The organism is Bradyrhizobium frederickii, from assembly GCF_004570865.1.
Taxonomy (GTDB): domain Bacteria; phylum Pseudomonadota; class Alphaproteobacteria; order Rhizobiales; family Xanthobacteraceae; genus Bradyrhizobium; species Bradyrhizobium frederickii.
Window position 1 is genome coordinate 14529 of record NZ_SPQS01000007.1, and the last position, 20263, is coordinate 34791.

General features: G+C 64.3%; 15 protein-coding genes. 1 reads left to right on the top strand and 14 read right to left on the bottom strand.

Annotation, left to right across the window (positions count from 1 at the left end):
• Positions 1 to 158 precede the first annotated feature (158 nt).
• From E4K64_RS13670 to E4K64_RS13720, 11 genes are all read right to left on the bottom strand, one after another.
• Positions 159 to 455 (bottom strand): HypC/HybG/HupF family hydrogenase formation chaperone, encoded by a 297-nt coding sequence (locus E4K64_RS13670; RefSeq protein WP_135163988.1) that lies wholly within the window; start codon positions 453 to 455, stop codon positions 159 to 161.
• A 26-nt stretch (positions 456 to 481) separates the two neighbouring features.
• Positions 482 to 1060, bottom strand: coding sequence for a HyaD/HybD family hydrogenase maturation endopeptidase (locus E4K64_RS13675; RefSeq protein ID WP_135163989.1), 579 nt, complete (start codon positions 1058 to 1060; stop codon positions 482 to 484).
• A gap of 18 nt (positions 1061 to 1078) precedes the next feature.
• A complete protein-coding gene (gene cybH, locus E4K64_RS13680) occupies positions 1079 to 1822 on the bottom strand; it encodes a Ni/Fe-hydrogenase, b-type cytochrome subunit (protein ID WP_135163990.1) in 744 nt (247 codons plus the stop codon).
• A gap of 9 nt (positions 1823 to 1831) precedes the next feature.
• Positions 1832 to 3622 carry a nickel-dependent hydrogenase large subunit gene (locus E4K64_RS13685; protein ID WP_135163991.1) on the bottom strand — a complete coding sequence of 597 codons (1791 nt, stop codon included), beginning with the start codon at positions 3620 to 3622 and terminating at the stop codon, positions 1832 to 1834.
• A gap of 29 nt (positions 3623 to 3651) precedes the next feature.
• On the bottom strand, positions 3652 to 4743 hold the full coding sequence (locus E4K64_RS13690; protein WP_135163992.1) for a hydrogenase small subunit: 1092 nt from the start codon (positions 4741 to 4743) through the stop codon (positions 3652 to 3654).
• 197 nt (positions 4744 to 4940) lie between these two features.
• Complete coding sequence (locus tag E4K64_RS13695; protein ID WP_135163993.1) at positions 4941 to 6380, bottom strand: nickel-dependent hydrogenase large subunit; 1440 nt, start codon at positions 6378 to 6380, stop codon at positions 4941 to 4943.
• A complete protein-coding gene (locus E4K64_RS13700) occupies positions 6377 to 7393 on the bottom strand; it encodes an NADH-quinone oxidoreductase subunit B family protein (protein WP_135163994.1) in 1017 nt (338 codons plus the stop codon). The genes E4K64_RS13695 and E4K64_RS13700 overlap by 4 nt, the downstream gene beginning before the upstream one ends.
• 66 nt (positions 7394 to 7459) lie before the next feature.
• On the bottom strand, positions 7460 to 8779 hold the full coding sequence (locus E4K64_RS13705) for a DUF3422 domain-containing protein (RefSeq protein WP_135163995.1): 1320 nt from the start codon (positions 8777 to 8779) through the stop codon (positions 7460 to 7462).
• A gap of 108 nt (positions 8780 to 8887) precedes the next feature.
• On the bottom strand, positions 8888 to 11197 hold the full coding sequence (locus E4K64_RS13710; RefSeq protein ID WP_135163996.1) for a TonB-dependent receptor: 2310 nt from the start codon (positions 11195 to 11197) through the stop codon (positions 8888 to 8890).
• Entirely contained in the window at positions 11178 to 12257 is a 1080-nt protein-coding gene (locus E4K64_RS13715; protein WP_135163997.1) for a HoxN/HupN/NixA family nickel/cobalt transporter, read from the bottom strand. The genes E4K64_RS13710 and E4K64_RS13715 overlap by 20 nt, the downstream gene beginning before the upstream one ends.
• Positions 12258 to 12532: 275 nt before the next feature.
• Positions 12533 to 14824, bottom strand: coding sequence for a TonB-dependent receptor (locus tag E4K64_RS13720; RefSeq protein WP_209311961.1), 2292 nt, complete (start codon positions 14822 to 14824; stop codon positions 12533 to 12535).
• 600 nt (positions 14825 to 15424) lie between these two features.
• On the opposite strand from E4K64_RS13720, the gene E4K64_RS13725 reads away from it, so the two are divergent.
• Positions 15425 to 15628 (top strand): hypothetical protein, encoded by a 204-nt coding sequence (locus E4K64_RS13725; protein ID WP_235884665.1) that lies wholly within the window; start codon positions 15425 to 15427, stop codon positions 15626 to 15628.
• A gap of 28 nt (positions 15629 to 15656) precedes the next feature.
• Here E4K64_RS13725 and E4K64_RS13730 read toward each other — a convergent pair whose 3' ends face one another.
• From E4K64_RS13730 to E4K64_RS40290, 3 genes are read right to left on the bottom strand one after another with little or no spacing between them, the layout of a single operon-like run.
• Positions 15657 to 16658, bottom strand: a complete 1002-nt coding sequence (locus tag E4K64_RS13730) for a formate dehydrogenase subunit gamma (protein WP_135163998.1) — start codon at positions 16656 to 16658, stop codon at positions 15657 to 15659.
• Positions 16659 to 16698: 40 nt separating this feature from the next.
• Positions 16699 to 17295, bottom strand: coding sequence for a formate dehydrogenase FDH3 subunit beta (gene fdh3B, locus E4K64_RS13735; RefSeq protein WP_007592757.1), 597 nt, complete (start codon positions 17293 to 17295; stop codon positions 16699 to 16701).
• Positions 17296 to 17308: 13 nt separating this feature from the next.
• Entirely contained in the window at positions 17309 to 20251 is a 2943-nt protein-coding gene (locus tag E4K64_RS40290; RefSeq protein ID WP_167771990.1) for a formate dehydrogenase subunit alpha, read from the bottom strand.
• Positions 20252 to 20263 lie beyond the last annotated feature (12 nt).

Genomic DNA, 20263 nt, shown 5'->3' on the forward strand with positions numbered 1-20263 from the left:
TTCAAACGTTCGGAACAACGCATCCATCAACGATAAGATACTTTCCAATCTGGATGGAATCTGTCTTTGCAGATGGAAAGACCACTTCCAGCCAGTGCCTCGGCCCGGCGGGGCCGATCCGGCGGCGGGCGCGGCGGTCACAGTTGCAGGAGGTTCGCTTATTCCGACCGGAGATGCGCGGGCAGCTGCGGCTCGCGGTCGATCAAATCGGCGAAGAAGCGGTCGCAATCCTCGCCATCGAGCGCGGCGCCAAGCCCGTCGATCGCAGCCCCGATCAGGCGCGCCTCTTCCTCATCCAGAAGCCGGATCGCGGTATCGATATAGACGAGCACATGTGCGCCGACTGGCGGATTGGAGAGCAGCAGCATGGAGACGCGCCGCTGCCCGCCCCGAAATTCGCACAGCGCCGACGTTCCGTCAGTCTCAACGATCATCATCGGCAGGCCGAGGCACATCGCGCTTGCTCCAAAAGGCCAGCCGGTCAGGCCGGCCGCATCTCGTAATTGGCGTGGTCGATGTCATTGGCGAGCAACCGCTCGGTGTCCGCCAACGGCACGCCGCGGCGGCTTACCGTGACGCCCCACTCGGCCAATATCCGGCAGGCGAGATCAATCGCGGGCGCGATCTGGTCGCGCACCGGTGGCGTCAGCGGCCCGCCCCAGTCTTCGAGATCGAGCGGCTGGCAACCGATCAGCACGAGATGCTTCGGGCATCTGCCGAGCAGGTCGGCTGCACTGATCACTTCCTGGAAACCGGTCTGATGCAGGCTCATTTTCTTGGCGCCGGTGAAGCGCGGCACCTCGTCGTCGCGCACCAGCTTCAATTCGCCGGGCGCGAGGCCATAATCGATGGCGTCGAACACGATCAGGCGGTCGGCCTCTTCCAGGTAGTTCACGAGGTAGAGACCCTGGGTACCGCCGTCGAGGATGGTGACGTTGTCAGGCACGGCGTAGCGACGGTGGAACTCCTCCACCGTGCGCACGCCGAAGCCTTCGTCGGCCCACAGGATGTTGCCGATGCCGAGCACCAGGATGCGGTCGCGTTGCGAAGATGTCGGCATCGGCCAGGTTCCCCGTTATCAATCGCGGAATTGCCGCTCGCCGGAGATCATCGAGGAGATGATGCTCTGGCGCGACATGATGTCTTCGCGGATCGCCGCGTAGATGTGCACCATCACGAACACGACCAGCGCCCACATGCCCAGATGGTGCCAGGTGTGAACGTCCTGGCTGTTCGGCCAGATCGCGAACACCCAGCCGAACAGCTTGTGCTGCCAGCTGTCGATCCCCGCGCCTTCCGAATAGAGCGCAAAGCCGGTGACGATCATGAAGGCCACGAACAGCGTGAACCCCGTGAACATCGCAGTTTGCGCCAACGGGTTGTGGCCGACATACATCTTCGGCTCCCGCTCGAGAAACGCGTACCAGCGGATCTCATGCAGCACTTCCTTCCAGAACTGCTTGCGATGAACCGGAATGTAGAAAATCTGCCGGGAGTGGTGATTGCCGACGAAGGCCCACAGGATACGCGTGAGGAAGAAGACCGCGAGCACTTGTCCGGCGGCGAAATGGGCAAAGCGGATGTAGCCCATCACGAAGTTGTCGGACGCCTCGCCTGCGACCGTCGGCAGCGGCGCGCCAATCAAGTAGCCGGTCACCATCAGCACGAGAATCGAGAACGCGTTCACCCAGTGGCAGATCCGCACCGGCGCTTCGTAGACATAGACGGTGGGTCGACCCACCGCCCGTTCTCCGGAAGCATCGGCTGCGAGCGCCGCGAGGTCCGGCCTTGCGTCCGAGCCGGGAGCAATGGCGTCCATCATGGCTTCCTCCTACCTGACCTTGACCTTGGCGAGCTCCTGGCCGTCCGGGCTCATGACGTGAGTCGAACAGGCAAGGCACGGATCGAAGGAGTGGATCGTGCGCAGGATCTCCAGGGGCTGCTCCGGATTGACCATCGGCGTGTTCATCAACGACGCCTCGAAGGCGCCGATATTGCCCTTGGGATCGCGCGGCGAGCCGTTCCAGGTGGTCGGCACCACGCACTGGTAATTTTCGATCTTGGTGTCCTTGATCTTGATCCAGTGCGCGAGCGCGCCGCGCGGCGCCTCGGTGAAACCGACGCCCTTGGCCTCCTTCGGCCAGCTCTCCGGCTTCCATTTGTCGACATTGGCGGTCGAGGAGTCGCCGGCCTTGATGTTGGCGACGAGCTTGTCCTGGAAGTAGCGCATCTGGCGGCCGGCCCAGACCGATTCGAGCGCGCGGGCCGCGGTGCGGCCGAGCGTCGAAAACAGCGCCGACGTCGGCAGGTTCAGATCCTTCAGGAACTTGTCGACCGGATCCTTGAACTCGGCCTTGTTCTGCGCGTAACCGACGATCCAGCGCGCCAGGGGGCCGACCTCCATGGCGTGTCCCTTCCAGCGCGGCGCCTTGATCCACGAATATTTGCCGGCCTCGTCGAGCTGCTCGATCGCGGTCTTGGTGCCCTTGGCATTGGCGCCCAGCACGTAGTTCGGCTCGGTGACGCCGTCCCAGGGATGCAGGCCCTTGGTCTCATCAGGATATTTGTACCAGGAGTGCACCACGAACTCCTGGATCTCGTCTGGATTGGCGAGATCGACCGGAAACACCTCCGACAGATTGCCGTTGATGATGGCGCCGCGCGGCAGCTTCAGGCTCTTGGCGGAATAGTCGTTGGCATGCTCGGGCACGTCGCCATAGCTGAGCACGCTCTTGCCCGAAAGGCCGCCGCCATACAGCCAGTCCTTGTAGAACGAGCCGATCGCCGCCACGTCAGGAAGGTAGACCATTTCGTTGAACTCGATCAGGCGATCGATGATCGAGGAGATCAGGTTCAACCGTTCCATGTTGATGGCGCCGACGGCGCCGGTGCCGTCGACGTTGATCGGACATGGCACTCCACCCACGAGCCAGTTCGGGTGCGGATTCTTGCCGCCGAAAACGGTGTGGATCTTGACGATCTCCTTCTGGAAATCGAGCGCCTCCAGGTAGTGCGCCACCGCCATCAGGTTGGCCTCGGGCGGCAGCCTGTAGGCCTTGCTTCCCCAGTAGCCGTTCTTGAACGGTCCCAATTGCCCGGACTCGACGAACTTCTTCAACCGGGTCTGCAGATCCTTGAAGTAGCCGGGCGAGGACAGCGGCCAGTTCGAGATGGACTGCGCCAACGTCGAGGTCGCGCGCGGGTCGGCTGAGAGCGCGGAGACGACATCGACCCAGTCCAGCGCGTGAAGGTGATAGAAATGAACGATGTGGTCGTGCACCTGCAGGGCGAGCTGCATCAGGTTGCGGATCGAGTTGGCGTTCTCCGGAATGGTGATTCCGAGCGCGTTCTCCACCGCGCGCACCGATGTCAGCGCATGCGTGCCGGTGCAGACGCCGCAGATCCGCTCGGTGAACGCCCAGGCGTCGCGCGGGTCGCGGTTCTTCAGGATCACCTCGATGCCGCGCCACATCGTGCCGGTCGAGACCGCGTTGCGGATGACGTTGTCGGCGTCGACGTTGACCTCGACCCGCATGTGACCTTCGATACGGGTCACGGGATCGACGACGATGCGCTTGCCGGAATTGTCGAGATTGAAGCCGTTGGGAGTCTGGATGCCCATGGTTGCCCTACCCTAATCTGTCTCTTTGCTCAGCTGTTGTGGTCGACGTCTTCGCGCTTCGACGCGAGCCGCTTCACCGCCGTCACTGCCGCATGTGCGGCCACCGCGGCACCGACCGCGCCGGCTGCGGCCATGCCGATCTGATCGGCGTTCTTCTCGATGCCGAACTGCTTGATGGTGGTGAGACGGTCGTAGAACGAGCCCTTGTCCCAGAAGCCGTCCTCCGAGCAGCCGATGCAGCCGTGACCGGACTGGATCGGGAACGAGACGCCGCCGTTCCAGCGCACGGTCGAGCAGGCGTTGTAGGTGGTCGGGCCCTTGCAGCCCATCTTGTAGAGGCAGTAGCCCTTGCGCGCGGCCTCGTCGTCCCATTCCTCGACGAACTGGCCGGCATCGAAATGCGGGCGTCGGTAGCATTTGTCGTGAATGCGCTGCGAGTAGAACATCTTCGGCCGGCCCTGGCGGTCGAGCTCGGGCAATTTACCAAAGGTGGTGATGAAGGTGACGACGCCGGTCATCACCTCGGCGATCGGGGGGCATCCCGGCACCTTGATGATGGGCTTGTTGGTGATCACCTTGTCGATCGGCGTCGCTTGCGTGGGATTCGGCTTTGCCGCCTGCACGCAGCCCCAGGACGCGCAGGCGCCCCAGGCGATGATCGCCATCGCGTCCTCGGCCATCAACTTCAGCTTCTCGACGAACGGCTTGCCGCCGTCGATGCAGAACATGCCGCCTTCGTTCAGCGGCGGATTGCCTTCCACCGCAAGGATGTACTGGCCTTTGTGCTTGGCGCGGGTCTCGTCGAGAATGGCTTCCGCCTGGTGGCCCGCCGCCGCCATGATGGTATCGTCGTAGTCGAGCGAGATCATCGACAGCACCGCATCCTTCACCAGCGGGTGGGCGGACCGGATGAAGCTCTCCGAGCAGCAGGTGCATTCGAGCCCGTGCATCCAGATGACGGGTACGCGCGGCTTGGTTTCGAGCGCGTTCGCGATGCGGCCCGCCGCCAGCGGCCCGAGCCCGAGGCTCGTCGCCGTCAGGCTGCAGAACTTGTGAAAGCTCCGACGCGTGATGCCTTGCCGCCTGATCACGCTGTAAAACGTTTCCGTCGCCGTGCCCATGAATCCTCCCACCTTCGGCTTTGACTTTTCGATGACGCCAAAGACAGCAAGAAGCAGGCCAACAGCCTGGAGCGATTCAAATGTAGAGAGATTCCAGAACGTTACGTATTTGAATCGCTGTGATGGAGGACGGGCGGGCACGCCAAAGGCCGAGAAGCGGAAACAACTCGATTTGCACTCGGCAACGAAGTTTCCGGTCAGTGCGCGGTGCACACCATGCAGGGATCGAACGAACGCACGATGTGCTGGATCGCAACCGCGCGCGCGCCGGCATCGCCGACATCGGTGCCGACCAGCGCCTGCTCCAGCGGCCCGCCAACGTCGAAGGAATCGCGGGGTGAAAAATTCCAGGTCGTCGGTGCGATGATCTGGTAGCGTTCGATCCTGCCGTCCCGTACCGCCATCCAGTGCCCGAGACTGCCGCGCGCGGCCTCGACCAGTCCGACATAGCTGCCGTTGGGGATGTCGCGGGAATTGTGGCAGAACGGTTCCGACAGACGGAGCGCGCGCGTCCACTGCTCCATGGCAAGCGCGATGCGCGCGGTTTCGATCAGCCGCGCGATCACGCGGTTGCGTACATTTGTCCCGCTGACCGATACGAGATCCGCAATCAGCGCCTGCCCTGCCACGGTCTGGCGCGCGATGGCGCCGACCTCGATCGACTGACCGGACAGCCGCGGGGCCTTGCACCAGCTATAGGCGGCCGGCTTGTCGGGATCCGGGACCGTGCTGCTATGGGCGGGATCGACGGAGGACTCCCGCATCCAGGCATGCGAGACGTCTTCCGTGATCTGCGTCAACGGCAGCGGCTCGGTCGCGGCGCGCGGGCCGAACAGGCCGCGCGGAAACAGCTCGCCGTCGCTGCCGTGATAGGCGCCGTAGCTCATCATCAGGCCCGTGCCCCTGCCGAGCGCGCTCAACGCGAGACTGTCCGCAAGGCGCAGGAAATGGGCAAAGTCGCCGCCACGGCCGTCACGCCAGCGATCGAGCTCGTCGGCGCTGGCAATCGTGAGCACATTCTCCAGCGAATCCGCAAAAACGATGCGCTCGAGGAAGCTCCGGAACGCCGTCGTGATCGACAGGAGCCGGACGCGCTCGCCGAGATCGATCGCACGTGTCGTACCGCCAGGCTGGAATGCGAGGCTGTGCGGCCATTTCCCGGCGATGATGCCCATGGTCTCGAGCAGCCGCGCCCGCGCCGGCAGTGCGTCGCGGGCCGCGCTGCCGCGGGTCGCGGCAAAGCGCTCGCGCGTGGCCGCGTGCCAGCCATGGCTGGCATAGGCCTCGCGGGCAAAGTCCGGCATGAAGAAGATGTAGAAATGGGTCAGATGGTCGGCCGCGTTCTCCGCGGCATGCGCGATGTTGGTGGCGAGCAGTCCATTGGGCGCAGCCTCGATGGCCATGGCCTCGCGCAGGGCCGCGGCTGCGGCGACCGATTGCGACACCGAGCAGATGCCGCAGATCCGCGGCGCCAGCGCCAGCGCGTCGAGCGGGGGGCGGCCCTCCAGGATCTGCTCGAACCCGCGGTAGAGCGGCGCCGTCACCTCGGCCCGCATGACGCGGCCGCTCTCGACGTCGAGACGGACTTCGAGATCGCCCTCGACGCGATTGAACGGCCCGATCGTGATCCGGGTCATGGCTTGGTCTTGGTCGTCGTGCGGCCCGGCGGCACGACGACATGATCGGCAGTTGCGTTGAGCCGCACGCGTCGCGGCGTCGCGGATTTCGACAGCGCGGCGAGCGCAACGAACCAGGCCTTCGGCATGTCGGTCGGCAAGCCGACCGGAATGCCTGCAAGCTTTGCGGTCGCCAGGAAGTTCTGAGCCCCCTCGAATCCCGGGGACGTGCAGGCGATGCAGGCATAGCCGCCCTTGGTGCAGGAACCGCCGCCGTTCCAGGATCGCTGGTTGCAATCGCCCACCGCTTGCGTCGCCTTGCAGCCGAGATGCTCCATCAGGCAGCCGCGCTCCGACATAGTCTCGGCACTTGCCTTGAACTCGTAGAACTCGTTGCGAGAGCAGCCATGATGGGCCAGATGATTGGCGACGAATTTCGGCCGCCCGTATCCGTCAAGATCGCTCGCTGCGATATCCCTGGCGGTCAGTGCCAAAATGGTTTCCATCATCCAGCCCGGATGCGGCGCACAGCCCGCGACATTGATGACGGGAAGGCCGAGCCGCGAGCGGAACGCCGCCCCCAGCGCGCCGCCGCTATCGGTTCCCTCGAACTGCAGGCCGACGGCATCGGTCGGATTCGATCCTGCGGCCGGCACGCCACCATAGGCCGCGCAGCTTCCGACCGCGATCACATAGCCGGCGTGCGGCGCGAGATCCAACATCCAGCGGTAGATGGAACGGTTGGTGCCCGCGAGCATGTTGAAGCGGCCGGTGTCGTTCGGTCCGCGGGCGACGGACCCTTCCAGCAGGAGAAGGTCAAGCCGCACCCTGCCCTCGAGCACGGACTGCAGGATGTCGACCGCCTCCTCGCCGGTCTCCTCGCTGACGGACGGATGCCACAGCAGATTGACGCCGAACTGCCGGAGCTCGTCGAACCAGCCCGAGGCGCCGCTTTCGAGGATCGACATGGTGCAGCCGCCGCAACTGGCGCCCTGCAGCCAGAGCACGTTGGTCATTGCATCGGATCGGCTCATCTGATGTCTCCAGCTCGCCCCAGCTTCAACCGCTCGTCGACGAAGCGCAAGAGGCTCGTTTGCGCCTCAGTCGTGAGCGCCGGATATTTCGTCATGCTTTAAGTGCCGCCTGCGGATATTGCGGGTGACGATCCAGATCACCGCCACGGCGATCGGCACGAAGATGGCGGTCGCCAGCGAAGGCTCGACATGCAGACCGCCGTCATGGGCGCCCTTGGCGAGATAGCCGAACAGGCTGACGACGTAGTAGCCGATGGCCGCCACCGACAAGCCTTCGACCGTGCTCTGCAGCCTCAATTGCAGCCGGGTGCGGTCGTTCATCGAGCGCAGCAGATCGCGGTTCTGCTCCTCGAGCTCGACGTCGACGCGTGTCCGCAACAGGTCGGCCGCGCGCGCGAGCTTGATCGACAGGTCGGCCTGCCGGTCCTCCAACGTCGCACAGGTGCGCATGGCGGGTGCCATGCGACGAGCGAGGAAGGAGGACCAGGTCGGATAGCCCGCGATCTCGCCGCCTTCGATCACGGCGAGGCGAGCCTGCACGATCTCGTTGTAGGCCCGGCTGGCGCCGAACCGAAACAGGCTGCCGGCCGCGCCCTTCTCGAGCGAAGCCGCCAATGCGGTCAGTTCCGTCAAGAGATGATTGTTGAGCTTGAGGTCTTCGGCGCGCTGCATCTCCTCGAGCACTTCGACGAGGCGTCGGCCGATATGATCGACGGAGGGCGCAAGCTCGAGCGCAGCGGGCAGACCGAGCAGCGCCAGCGTGCGATAGGTCTCGATCTCCAGCACGCGCTGCACGAGGGCGCCGAGCCGACCCGGCGACAAGCCGTCGTTGCAGACGAGGATACGGACGAAGCCCTGATCGTCGGTGCGAAAATCGGATGCGGCGACCGCGGGTCCGCTGCGGACCGCGGCGACGGCGAGGCTGCCTCTTTCGAACAGCTGCTGCGCACGCTCCAGGGCCGCCGAGGTCTGCTCGACCTCGAGCTTGACCGCCACCAGCAATTGGCCGGACTGCCGCAGCGACCGGATCAGCGCGGCGGATTCAGCGCCGATCTCGCCGAACCGGCGAGCGGACGTCTCGGAGCCGCCCAGGATCCAGGTGAAGGTGCTGAACTCCGAATGCTGCTCCCAGCGGAGCTGGGTGGCATCGATCGTCACCTGGTGATGCTTGGTCCCGGCGTCCGGCGGCGCCTGCCCGTGCGAGATGCAGAATGCCACGAACGCCTGCCGGTCCGCCGCCGCGACTTCGCCCTGGCCGAGAAAGGCAAAGCGGAGCACAGTGACCGGCGCCGTCAGCCGGGTGAAAGGGCGAGCATGCACCTCGGCCAGCACCGCACCGCGTTGCGGATGCAATTCAAACTCGGCGAGATCGAGGTCACGGTTCATCGACGGTCCCCTGCTGCACTCTCAGGCCGCGACGCGCCGCCAACCTGGCCGTTCACTACCACAACACACCCATGTTCCAGCAATCCCGGATGCGCGACCCGAGCAAACCTAGAACGCCCCGGCGATGGTAACCTGGAACGTCAACGGCTCCACGGGATGCAGCACATAGTCCATCACGCCGTTCTGACAGACTGAAGTCGGCGCGGTGCCTGATGTGCAGAGGTTGTAGAGCGTATCGGTCTTGAGCAGCGAGCCATAGGCATAGGTGATCTGGTTCGCCTTGATGTTGAAGAGGTTGAGCACGTCAAGCTGGAGGCGCCAACCATTGTCGATGCGATAGCCGAGACGGCCGTTGAAGATGCTGGTCGCGGAGGAGCGGAACGCGTTGTCCTCCGTCAGCGGGCTCGACGCCAGATAGCGCCAGCGCAAGGCTCCGAACCAGCCGATCTTCTCGCCCAGCGTGACGCCGGCTGACGCCACCATCGCCGGCGCGTTCGGAATGTAATTGCCGGGTGCGTTGCCGAGCTGCGCCTCGGGATAGCCGGCGAGCGAGGCATAGACCTCGGCCTGCGCGCCGTCGTAGCCGCGGAAGCGCGCATGAGTCATGGCGAGATCGGCATCGATGTCGATCCACGATCGCGGCCGATAATGGTTGGTCCATTCAAAGCCGTAGCGACGGCTGGCGCGGGTCGCCGATGTGTCGCCGGCATCGCCCGAGAACAGGATTTCGGAATCCTGATCGAGGATGAAGACGCTGAGCGAGGTGTCCAGGCCGGGAACGACCCTGCTGCGCACGCCGACCTCGGCACCCTTGGTCCGCACCAGGAGCGGCGATGGCGTGAGCTTGGTCGCGGGATCGCTGGGGTCCTCGGTCGTGGTCGCGCCGCGGGCGTCGTTGGAGTGCATGCCGTAGCCGGCGCCGAAGAAGAACTCGGTTTGGCTGAACGGACCGAGCACCATCCTGAATTTCGGGCTGCCGAGCGCGGCGTCGGCGCGGCCGCAATTGTTGGCATTGAACCGCGACGTGACGTCGGCGGCATAATAGTCGCCGCGCCAGCCCACCGTCGTTCTGAGCCAGTCGGTCCAGCGCACCGTGTTCTCGGCATAGAGGCCGACGCTGCCCTCGCCGGCCTTGTCGCTGCGGATGTTGGAGAGGAAGCCCCGGCGGACGGTATTGGTAAGCGCGAGATCGATCGCATCATAGCGCGATTGCAGGCCGACAACGGTCTGCATCGGCAGGCCGGCAAACGAACTGTTCAGCGTGCGCGAGACATTGGCGCCGGCCATCAGGCGATCGTCGTGCTGGTGAAACTGATCGCCCAGCACGGGATCGCTGAGGAAATAGGTGAAGTTGTTGAAGAGATCGAGCTGGCTCTTCACCACATAGGCATTTGCGCGCCACGAGCCGACCTCGTCGGTTCGCGCAATGCGGCCTGACAATGCAAAACGGTTGGCGTTGCCGCCGTCGCTCGGGTCTTCCGAACCGAACCGGTCGAGCAAGCCCGCTCTGATCGCGCGCTGCGGCACCTGATCGGTCGAATTCCATGCGTTCGTGTAGGCCATGCCGGTGACGGACACGCCGTCGGTCGCGGTGCCCTGGCTGTAGCGCACGAGACCGTTGAGCTTTCGCACATTGTCCGGATTGTCCCACGGACCGTTGTAGGTGCCGATCTCGCCGGCCACGAGCAGCGCGCCGTCGCCGACCATGGCGGAGTCCATGCCGAGCAGGCGGCGGTAGCCGAAGCTGCCGGCGGTGACCTGCGCCAGTCCCTTGGTGCGGTCGATCAGGCCGATATGGACGCTGCCGGCCGATGCGAAATCGCCTTCGTCGGCGAAGTAAGGACCCTTGCGCACATCCACCACCGCGATGGTTTCCGGGATCAGCCAGTTGAGATCGGCATAGCCCTGGCCGTGCGCGTGGGTGCGCATGTTGACGGGGACGCCGTCGACGCTGATGGCAAGGTCGGTCCCATGGTCGAGATTGTAACCGCGCAGGAAATACTGGTTGGCTTTGCCCTCGCCGGAATGCTGCGTCACGATGAGACCCGGCACCGCTTCGAGCGCTTCGCCCGGCCGCGTGAAAGGGCGGGCGTTGAGCTCTTCGCCCGGGATGGTGATCTCGCTGGCCATGCTGGGCTGGCTCTTTGCACCCGAAGCAGCGCTGCGAACATCCGAGGCCTGCGCCGCCGCTGGATACACCAGGATGCGGTCGCCGGCGGCGGGCGGCTTGCCGGCGCGGCGCGTTGCAACCGGCTTCTTTCGCGCCGGCGTTTCGCTACCACCAATCTCGATGGGCGGCAGTTCGCGTGAGGCCCCGCTGCTCTGCGCCAAGGCGCGGCCGTCATCCGCAAGCAGCACCAGGGCCGAGAGTGCCGTCAGGGCGCCGCCGCGACCAGGCTCACGCCGCTTCGGTCGCATCGGCGCATTCCAGAGCTTTCGTTGCGCCCTGGTGCCGGCCGCTCTCGAAGATGCGACGATAGAGCACGACCGAGAAGAGCCAGGCGATCGCAAACAGCGCGATCACGGCGAAGCCGACATTGGCGAGCGACTCGTTGAGGCCGTCGACCAGCGTCCACATAGTCCCCGACAGGCCGAGCCGGTCGGCGGCCAAGCCGAGCGCCTCGATGCCGCCGATCAACAGCGCGACCGCCACGGAGGCGCCCGTGATCGTGAGATTGTACCAGAGCTTCCGCAGGGGATCGACGAACGCCCATCGATAGGCGCTCACCATCAGCGCGGAATCGGCAGTGTCGACCAGCGCCATGCCGGACGCGAACAGCGCAGGGAAAACCAGGATGTCCGCGACCGAAGCGCCGCGCGCGGCTTCGGTCGCGGAGATGCTGAGCAGGCCGATCTCGGTCGCCGTGTCGAAGCCGAGCCCGAACAGGAATCCGAGCGGGTACATGTGCCAGGGTTTTGTGACCAGGCGGAACAGCGGCCCGAGCAGTCGCGCGAAGACGCCGCGATTTGCGAGCAACCTCTCGAGCCCTTCGGCGTCGTGAACACCCTGCTCCCGTGCAGCGCGAAACGTCCGCCACAGGCCGGCGAAGATGACGAGATTGATGGCCGCGATCACGAGCAGGAACAACGCCGACACCGATGTGCCGATCAGGCCGCCGATCTCCCTGAGCAGGCTGTCGCCGCCAAGGCTCACCACGCCGAGCGCAAGCAATATGGTGGCGACCACGACAATTGTGGAATGGCCGAGCGCAAAATAGAGGCCGGCGCTCTGCGGCGCGCCACCTGTCTGCATCAGCTTGCGCACGACATTGTCGATGGCGGCGATGTGATCGGCATCGACGGCGTGGCGCAGACCGAACACCCAGGCCAGCAGCGCAGTCGCCAGCACCGTCGGCCGATCGCCGAACAGGGCGAAGGCCCAGGTCCATGCCGCGATGTTGGCGGCCACGAGCCCGCCGAACAGCACCAGCGTGCCGGATTCGATCGCCCGCAAAGTCCGCCTCACCGCTTGCTCCATCCGCCCCATCCCGCAGTATGACGTTTATCAAGAACCCTCATACTGGCAAGAGCAAGAGCCGCGCCACTTTCGCCCCACAGGTTGAAAGGCGCCGGAAAGGAAAGCCACCTCATTGATTCAACAGAGAGTTTCGATCCGGCGCGGTCCCGCGCCGGCGCGGGATGAGAGGCTCCGATTGGCAAGCAAGTATCCACTTTGCCGACCAGGTTGACCGGTCTGCGGACGCGCTGCCGACGACTCCCATGGCCGCGTCTTCACGAGCGGCCGGAGGCGTTTCACATGTCCACGGTCATCGACAGCAGATATGTGCGTGGCGCTCCCAGGAAGAACGTTCCGAACGAGGCCACGCTGGACCAGTAACTCTCACCGGTCACGTTCTGGATGTTTGCGCGGAAGACCGTCTTCCTGCCGTTGATCGCCGTGGTGTAGCGGGCGCCGAGATCGAGCCGCGTCCACTCCGGGATCGGCTGCTTGTTCGCGGTGTCGACGAACTGCCTGCCGCTGTAGATGACGGCTCCGTTCAGCGTGAGCTCCCTCATCCACGGCAGGTCCCACTCCACGCCGATATTGGCCTGAATGTCCGGAACGCCGATCGGCGTGTGACCGACATTCGCCGCGACGGCAGTCTTCGTCAGCGTGCCGTCCAGCAGCGAAACGCCTCCGAGGACGCGAACATCCGGCATGAGCTCGCCGTATACGTTGAACTCGAGCCCGCGGACTTGCTGCTCGGCGGTCGCCGCGAAGCGCCCGGCGGACAGCTCGCCGCTCGCCTTCGATATCTCGAAGGCGCTGAAGGTGGTTGCGATCCGGCCGAAATCCACCTTGATGCCGGCCTCGTACTGCTTGGCGACGTAAGGCGGGAGAATTTCGCCGGGATTGGAAACGCCCGGCTGCTGCGGCGCCACGTCGCCTCGTGCGAGGCCTTCGACGTAGTTCGCGTACAGGGAGATGTTCTCCACGGGCCGGACGACGAGGCCGACCACCGGGGTGACCGCGCTCCTGTCATAGGACGACGTCAGCGTCCCGACATTGGAGACGTAGTTGTGCGCCTCGATGCCCTGGCGCCTGACACCCAGGGTCAGCAGCACGCGCTCGTCGAGCACCGACAAGGTGTCGGCAATGGAGAGCCCCGTGAGCTCGCTGTCCGAGAGCCGCGGGCGATCGCTGATCTCGTTGGCGAACTGGGTCGGCGCGACGGTCGGATTGTAGATGTTCGACGTGACCGGGCTGCCGTTGGTCAGCCGCCGGTGCAGCGCGTCATGGTAAACCGACGCCTGGAAGGCCACGGCGTGATGAACGAAGCCGGTGTCGAAGCGGGCGCGAACGCCGCCATCATAGGTGCTTCGATCGATGCCAAGTCCGAAGAATTGGGGTGTCGAGGTCGTGTTGCCGCTGCTGTTGACGATCGTCGGAAGCCCGAAGAACCGCTCGACATTGGTGCGGGATCCGCCGACATCCGCAAACAGCGTGACCTGATCGCTGACATCGTACTCGGTCCGCAGCAAGGCGGATTGGTCGGTTATACGCGACCATTCCCAGGGCTGGGTCACGTTCAGCCGTCCGTCCGGCGCCTTTGGCACCTGCAGGCCGGGGGCCATCAGAAAGGGACGTGACGGCGCATCGAACCGGTCGGTCTGCGCGATCAGGTAGAGCCAGGACCTGAACCGTTCGCCCCGATAGTCGAGAGCCAGCGATCCGACACCTGTCGTCTCGGATTGGCGATCGATGGGCGTGTCGCCGTCGCGGACGCTCCCGCTGGCGCGTACGCCCCATTGCTTGCTCTCGCCGTAGCGCCGCGCAACATCCCAGTGCCCGCCGAAACGTGCAGTCGAGCCGTAGCTTGCGGTCAGGCGGGTCAGGTCCTCTTCCGCGCGTTTGGGCACGACGTTGATGACCCCGCCAACGCCGCCATTTGGCGCCATGCCGGAGAGCGCGGCTGAGGGACCTTTGAGCACCTCGATGCGCTCGACGTAGTCTGTGAAGATGCGATATGTCGGCGCGATTCCGTAAAGACCCTCGAAGGCAAATTCACCGTTGTTGCCTTCGTTGATCGGAAATCCACGAATGTTGAAGGAGTCCACCACGCCGCCCGTCGGGTGCGAGCTTCGGACCGACGGATCGAGGATCAAGGCATCCGCACCCGTTGCCGCCTGCTGATCCCGAATGAACTTGTCCGTGTAGCTCGTCACGTTGAACGGCGACTTCATCGTGCCGGTATTTCCGAGCAGTCCGAGCCGCGCGCCTTGAGCGACCTGTCCGCCGGCAAATTCGGGGACGACACTCGGTTGCGATTGCACAGCGACGGCTGCGGCCTGCGGCGCGCGCCGCGGCGTCGATCGAACCCGGGCGTCGTTTCGCCTTGTTTGCGCACGGCGCGCCGATTGTTGCGCCGGCGCATCGACGGTCACGGGTGGAAGCGAGGTGCCGCCTTGCGGCGTTTGGGACCGAGCAGGCGATTCGAACCACGCGAGCAACGCCACACCACCCAGCATCGCCGCAGCAAAGCGAGCTACCGTACCGACCCCACCCGTACGTCGCATTTCAAGAAAGTCCTTTATCAATAGCATGTGGTTCGCCGTGAAGCGGATCACGCGCAGCCAGCGGCGATCCCGGATCGAAGATTCACTCTTCGCATCCGAGTTCGACCCCGCGGCCCGTCTCTCAATTCCTTTGCAGGCTCGCACTTCGCATTGATGGCCGTTGTCTTGTCAGCCCATCCGATTGCCAGCAATCTGCATCGCCTCTTTAGAAAGACGCTCTCGCGACGGCAACGCAAATGCGTGCATGGCGATTTAGAATGTCTCGATCATCTGCGATGTCGTCGAGTTGCGGCCTGGAAAGAATCCAAAGCTCTTCCTTGAAAGATTCCAAATCAGCGCTGTTGAAATTCGGCAGAGAGAATAAAGAGCGCGATCGTCAAGGACGGATTCTCTTAGGCTCGACCGACCTGTTCTGCGGCTGAGCTCAAGTACGGCATTCGGCGCTCGCCTGCGGTGAACTTCGATATGGTATTCGTCCGCATCGCAAGCTCGAGTCCTCACGCACTGCGCGGAACATGTTGGCCGCCTCATCGAACATGGAACCGATCGTTGTGAAGTGGCTCACATCGAAAAGGACAATGCGGATGTATTGGTCATGCCGGGTGGAAATGGCAGACGGAGATGCGCATGAAACGCGTCATGCTCTCGCTCATCGCAGCCCTGGTTCTGGCCGGAGCGGCAAGCACCATGCTCAAATCGCACGCCCTGTTCGGCTCCGCTCAGAGCGGCATGGCCTCCATTCAAGACATGCAGAGAGGTCAAGCGGCCCGGCTCCCCGAACAGGACATCCAGGACCGTTCCGTCTTGTTTGGCAAAGCGCCGGCCCCATAGCCGGCTGCCCGGTTTCAGGCTGCGCGCCCTACTCCGCCGCCTCGGTTGCGGGCTGCGGTTGTCCGTCGTTCGGTCCCGTTCGCGCGTTCTGCTCCTCGAGCCAGAGCCTGTGGTGCTCGCGCGCCCAGTTGACGTCGACCTCGCCCGAGCCCATGGCCTCGAACGCACCTTCCATCCCGATGGTGCCGATATAGATGTGCGCGATCATCGCCGCGACGAACAGGACCGCCACGATCGAGTGGACGATCTGGGCCATTTGCATGCCCTCGATTCCCGTCCCATAGAACGGGAACATCAGCGCATAGCCACTCGTCGCGACCACCGCGCCGCCGATCACGACGATCCAGTAAATCATCTTCTGGCCGCCGTTGAAGCGATAGGCCGGCGGATGGTCATGCCCGATCAGGCCCCCGCCGCGCTTCGCCCATTCGACATCCACCTTGTTCGGGATATTGCCACCGATCCACATCAGGAAGATCAGGATGACACCGAGAGTGAACGGGAAGCTGAGATAGTTGTGGGCGAACTTCGCCCATTGCGACCATTCCGAGAAAGCCTCGAAGCCGATCAGCGGCAGCAGCAACGGCCGGCCAAACGTGATGTTGAGCCCCGAAATTGCCAGCACGATGAAGCAGGTTGCCGTCAGCCAGTGCACGAACCGCTCGAACGCGTTGAAGCGCACGATGGTGCGGCCCGACCGGCCGGCCTCGAGACGCACCATGCCGACGGTGAGATAGAAGATCACGATGGCCGCAATCATACCGAGGATGGCAATGCCGCCGATCCAGGGCAGCGTTACATTGCGGAATTCCCGCCACTCACGCCCCTGCGGCTGCTCGAGAACGCCGGATCGCTGATCGGGAATGCTGACGCGTCCCTGAATCCGGTTGAGCTCCTGCAGAAGCTGCTGCTCCTTGACCGCGCTTGCGGTCGGATTGACCTGTTGTGCGCCCGCCGGCACCGCGATGACCAAGAGAAGCAGCGCCCAGGCGCCCAGCGCCAGACGAACGGACCTTCCAAACGACGCCATGACGTCCTCCCCGGTATTGCGCGCCCTGCGACTGCCCATGTCAGGACTCGATCGTCTCGCGATATGCGGTCTTCCAGCCCCAGGCGCCCGAGCCATAGCCGCGCTTCATGACGCGCTCCTTGTAGATCTGCGCAATGATCTCGCCGTCGCCTGCAAGCAACGACTTGGTCGAGCACATTTCGGCACACAGCGGCAGCTTGCCTTCGGCCAGCCGGTTCGCGCCGTATTTCTCGTATTCCTCCTTGCTGCCGTCGGCCTCCGGACCGCCGGCGCAATAGGTGCACTTGTCCATCTTGCCGCGAGAGCCGAAGTTGCCGACCTTCGGATATTGGGGAGCGCCGAACGGGCAGGCGTAGAAGCAATAGCCGCAGCCGATGCAGAGATCCTTGGAGTGCAGCACGACGCCGTCGGCGGTGGTGTAGAAGCAGTTGACCGGGCACACGGCCGCACAGGGCGCGTCCGTGCAGTGCATGCAGGCCATCGAGATCGATCGCTCGCCCGGCTTGCCGTCGTTGATGGTGACGACGCGGCGCCGGTTGATGCCCCACGGCACCTCGTGCTCGTTCTTGCAGGCGGTGACGCAGGCGTTGCACTCGATGCAGCGATCAGCGTCGCAGAGAAATTTCATCCGAGCCATGTGCGTGCTCCTCTCAGGCTGCGACGATCTGACAAAGCGTGACCTTCGGCTCCTGCATGCCCGTTGCAGGATCGTAACCGTAGCTCGTGATCGTGTTGGCGCTCTCGCCCAGCACGATCGGATCGGTGCCGGCGGGATAGTTCTTGCGCAGGTCGGCGCCGCCGAGCCAGCCGCCGAAATGGAACGGCATCCAGGCGACGCCCTTGCCGACGCGTTCGGTCACCAGCGCCTTCATCCTGGCGCGCGAATTGTTTTCGGCGCCGCTCACCCAGACCCAGCCGCCGTCCTTGATGCCGCGATCGGCGGCATCGGCCGGGCTGATCTCGATGAACATGTCCTGCTGCAATTCGGCGAGCCATGGATTGGTGCGGGTCTCCTCGCCGCCGCCTTCGTATTCGACGAGACGTCCCGAGGAGAGGATCAGCGGGAATTGCTTTGCGATCCCCTTCTCCACCGCCGCCTTCTGCACGGAGAAGCCGATATTGGGCAGGCGGAACTGCTTGGCATCGGGCAACGTCGGATATTTCTCGACGAGGTCGACGCGCGGCGTGTAGATCGGCTCGCGATGGACCGGGATCGGGTCCGGCAAGCCGAACGCATTCATGCGCGCCTTGCCGTTGCCGAAGGGCACGCAGCCGTGCTTCAGCGCGACGCGCTGGATGCCGCCGGAAAGGTCGAGCGCCCAGGATACCGCATCCGGATTGGCCGGATTGACCCTCTGGATCGTCGCCATTTCGGCTTCGGTCAGATCCGTGTCCCAACCAAGCTTCTTCAGGCTCGCCAGCGTGAACTCGGGATAGCCGTCCTCGATCTCCGAGCCCTTGGAGAAGGATTTGTCGGCGAGCAGGCTCACCTTCCGCGTCGTGCCGTCCGGCAGCTTTTCCTCGCGCTCGATCCCGAAGCGTGGGCGGAACGCGCCGCCGCCGTCCATGACATGCAGATTGTTGTTGTAGAGCAGCGGCGAGCCGGGATGCTTGACCTCGGGTGAGCCCCAACACGGCCAAGGCAGGCCGTAATAGTCGCCGCCGACTTCCGGATCGTCCTTCGGCGCGCGCATCGTCACCAGGTCGAACTTGTGCTGGTTCTTCATGTGCGCCTTGATGCGCTCCGGCGACTGGCCGCAATAACCGGTCGACCAGCTTCCGCGGTTGATCTCGCGCAGCACGTCCTCGGCGACGGGGAGATTGTTCTCGACCTTGATGTTCTTGAACATCTTGTCGGCGAAGCCGAACTTCTTCGCGAGCAGATAGATGATCTCGAGGTCGTCCTTGGATTCGAAGATCGGCTTGACGATCTGCTCGCCCCATTGCATCGAGCGGTTGGAGGCGACGCGCGATCCCGTGCATTCGAATTGCGTGGCGACGGGCAGAATGTAGACGCCATCCTTGCGTCCCGCCTCGACCGCCAGAGACGCCCACGTCGTCGGGTGCGGATCCGCGATCACCAGCAGCTCCAGCGCCTTCAGGCCCTTCAGCGATTCGGGAATACGGGTGATGCTGTTGCTGGCATGGCCTTGCACGAAGACGGCCTTGACGTTGTCCTTCTGCGCGACGTCGGCCTTCGGCAACAGCGCGGCGTCAAACCACCGCGTCAGCGGGATGCCTGGGGTCTCCATCTGCTTCTTCTCGTCGAAGCGGGAGACCAGGTACTCGTAATCGACCTCCCAAACCCGAGACCAGTGCTTCCAGGCTCCTTCCGCAAGGCCGTAATAGAACGGCAAAGTTACGATATCGAGGCCGACGTCGGTCGCGCCTTGCACGTTGTCATGGCCGCGCAGGATGTTGGCGCCGGCGCCCGCCTTGCCGACGTTGCCGGTCATCAGCAGCGCGATGCAGCTCGCGCGCACATTGGCCGTGCCGACGGTGTGCTGCGTCTGCCCCATGCACCAGATGATGGTCGCGGGCTTGACCGTCGCGAACGTCTTGGCGACGCGCTCGAGCTGCGCGGCGGGCACGCCGGTGACGCGCTCGACCTCTTGCGGATTCCACTTCTCGACTTCCTTGCGCAGGTCGTCGAAACCGTAGACGCGCTGGGCGATGAATTCCTTGTCCTCCCAGCCGTTCTTCAGGATGTGCCACATCATGCCGTAGAGGACAGGAATGTCGGTGCCCGGACGGATCCGGACATATTCAGTGGCATGCGCCGCGGTGCGGGTCAGCCGCGGATCGAAGACGATGAAGTTCGCCTTGTTGAGCTCCTTGGATTCCAGCAGATGCTGCATGCTGACGGGATGCGCTTCCGCCGCGTTGCTGCCGATGAACAGCATCGTCTTGGAATTGCGCATGTCGTTGATGCTGTTCGTCATCGCGCCGTAGCCCCAGGTGTTGGCGACGCCGGTGACGGTGGTGGAATGACAGATTCGCGCCTGATGGTCGGTGTTGTTGGTGCCCCAGAACGCGCCGAGCTTGCGGAACAGGTAGGCGCCTTCGTTGGTCATCTTGGCCGAGCCGAGCCAGTAGACCGAATCGCTGCCCGACTTCTCCCGGACCTGAAGCAGCTTGTCGCCGATCTCGTTCACCGCGGTGTCCCACGACACGCGCGTCCACTGCCCGTTGACGAGCTTCATCGGATAGCGCAGCCGGCGATCGCTGTGCACCAGCTCGCGCACCGAGGCGCCCTTGGCGCAATGCGAGCCGCGGTTGATCGGCGAATCCCAGCTCGGCTCCTGCCCGATCCAGACTCCATTGAGCACTTCCGCCGTCACGGTGCAGCCTACCGCGCAGTGCGTGCAGATGCTCTTCTTGACCACGGCGCCAGCCGCGAGCGGGCCGGCAGCGGCCGCTTCCGCCTTCCGCACGCTGGCGACAGGCATGGCACCCAGCGCGGCGAGAGCGCCGCCGGCGAGGCCGGACCTGCGCAGGAACGTACGGCGGTCAAGTCCGCCGCCCTGGCCCGCCAGGGATTCGGCGACGGAGCCGCGGCGATCGGAACGCTGGTGTGTTCGCTTGATAAGCACGGGCAGCCTCCC

What these genes read in the sequence shown, in the direction of transcription:
- E4K64_RS13710 (WP_135163996.1), bottom strand. Translation starts at nt 11,197, where the DNA reads ATGCGACCGAAGCGGCGTGAGCCTGGTCGCGGCGGCGCCCTGACGGCA.
- E4K64_RS13725 (WP_235884665.1), top strand. Translation starts at nt 15,425, where the DNA reads ATGAAACGCGTCATGCTCTCGCTCATCGCAGCCCTGGTTCTGGCCGGA.
- E4K64_RS13700 (WP_135163994.1), bottom strand. Translation starts at nt 7,393, where the DNA reads ATGAGCCGATCCGATGCAATGACCAACGTGCTCTGGCTGCAGGGCGCC.
- E4K64_RS13675 (WP_135163989.1), bottom strand. Translation starts at nt 1,060, where the DNA reads ATGCCGACATCTTCGCAACGCGACCGCATCCTGGTGCTCGGCATCGGC.
- E4K64_RS13690 (WP_135163992.1), bottom strand. Translation starts at nt 4,743, where the DNA reads ATGGGCACGGCGACGGAAACGTTTTACAGCGTGATCAGGCGGCAAGGC.
- cybH (WP_135163990.1), bottom strand. Translation starts at nt 1,822, where the DNA reads ATGATGGACGCCATTGCTCCCGGCTCGGACGCAAGGCCGGACCTCGCG.
- E4K64_RS13715 (WP_135163997.1), bottom strand. Translation starts at nt 12,257, where the DNA reads ATGGAGCAAGCGGTGAGGCGGACTTTGCGGGCGATCGAATCCGGCACG.
- E4K64_RS13695 (WP_135163993.1), bottom strand. Translation starts at nt 6,380, where the DNA reads ATGACCCGGATCACGATCGGGCCGTTCAATCGCGTCGAGGGCGATCTC.
- fdh3B (WP_007592757.1), bottom strand. Translation starts at nt 17,295, where the DNA reads ATGGCTCGGATGAAATTTCTCTGCGACGCTGATCGCTGCATCGAGTGC.
- E4K64_RS13720 (WP_209311961.1), bottom strand. Translation starts at nt 14,824, where the DNA reads ATGCTATTGATAAAGGACTTTCTTGAAATGCGACGTACGGGTGGGGTC.
- E4K64_RS13705 (WP_135163995.1), bottom strand. Translation starts at nt 8,779, where the DNA reads ATGAACCGTGACCTCGATCTCGCCGAGTTTGAATTGCATCCGCAACGC.
- E4K64_RS13670 (WP_135163988.1), bottom strand. Translation starts at nt 455, where the DNA reads ATGTGCCTCGGCCTGCCGATGATGATCGTTGAGACTGACGGAACGTCG.
- E4K64_RS13730 (WP_135163998.1), bottom strand. Translation starts at nt 16,658, where the DNA reads ATGGCGTCGTTTGGAAGGTCCGTTCGTCTGGCGCTGGGCGCCTGGGCG.
- E4K64_RS13685 (WP_135163991.1), bottom strand. Translation starts at nt 3,622, where the DNA reads ATGGGCATCCAGACTCCCAACGGCTTCAATCTCGACAATTCCGGCAAG.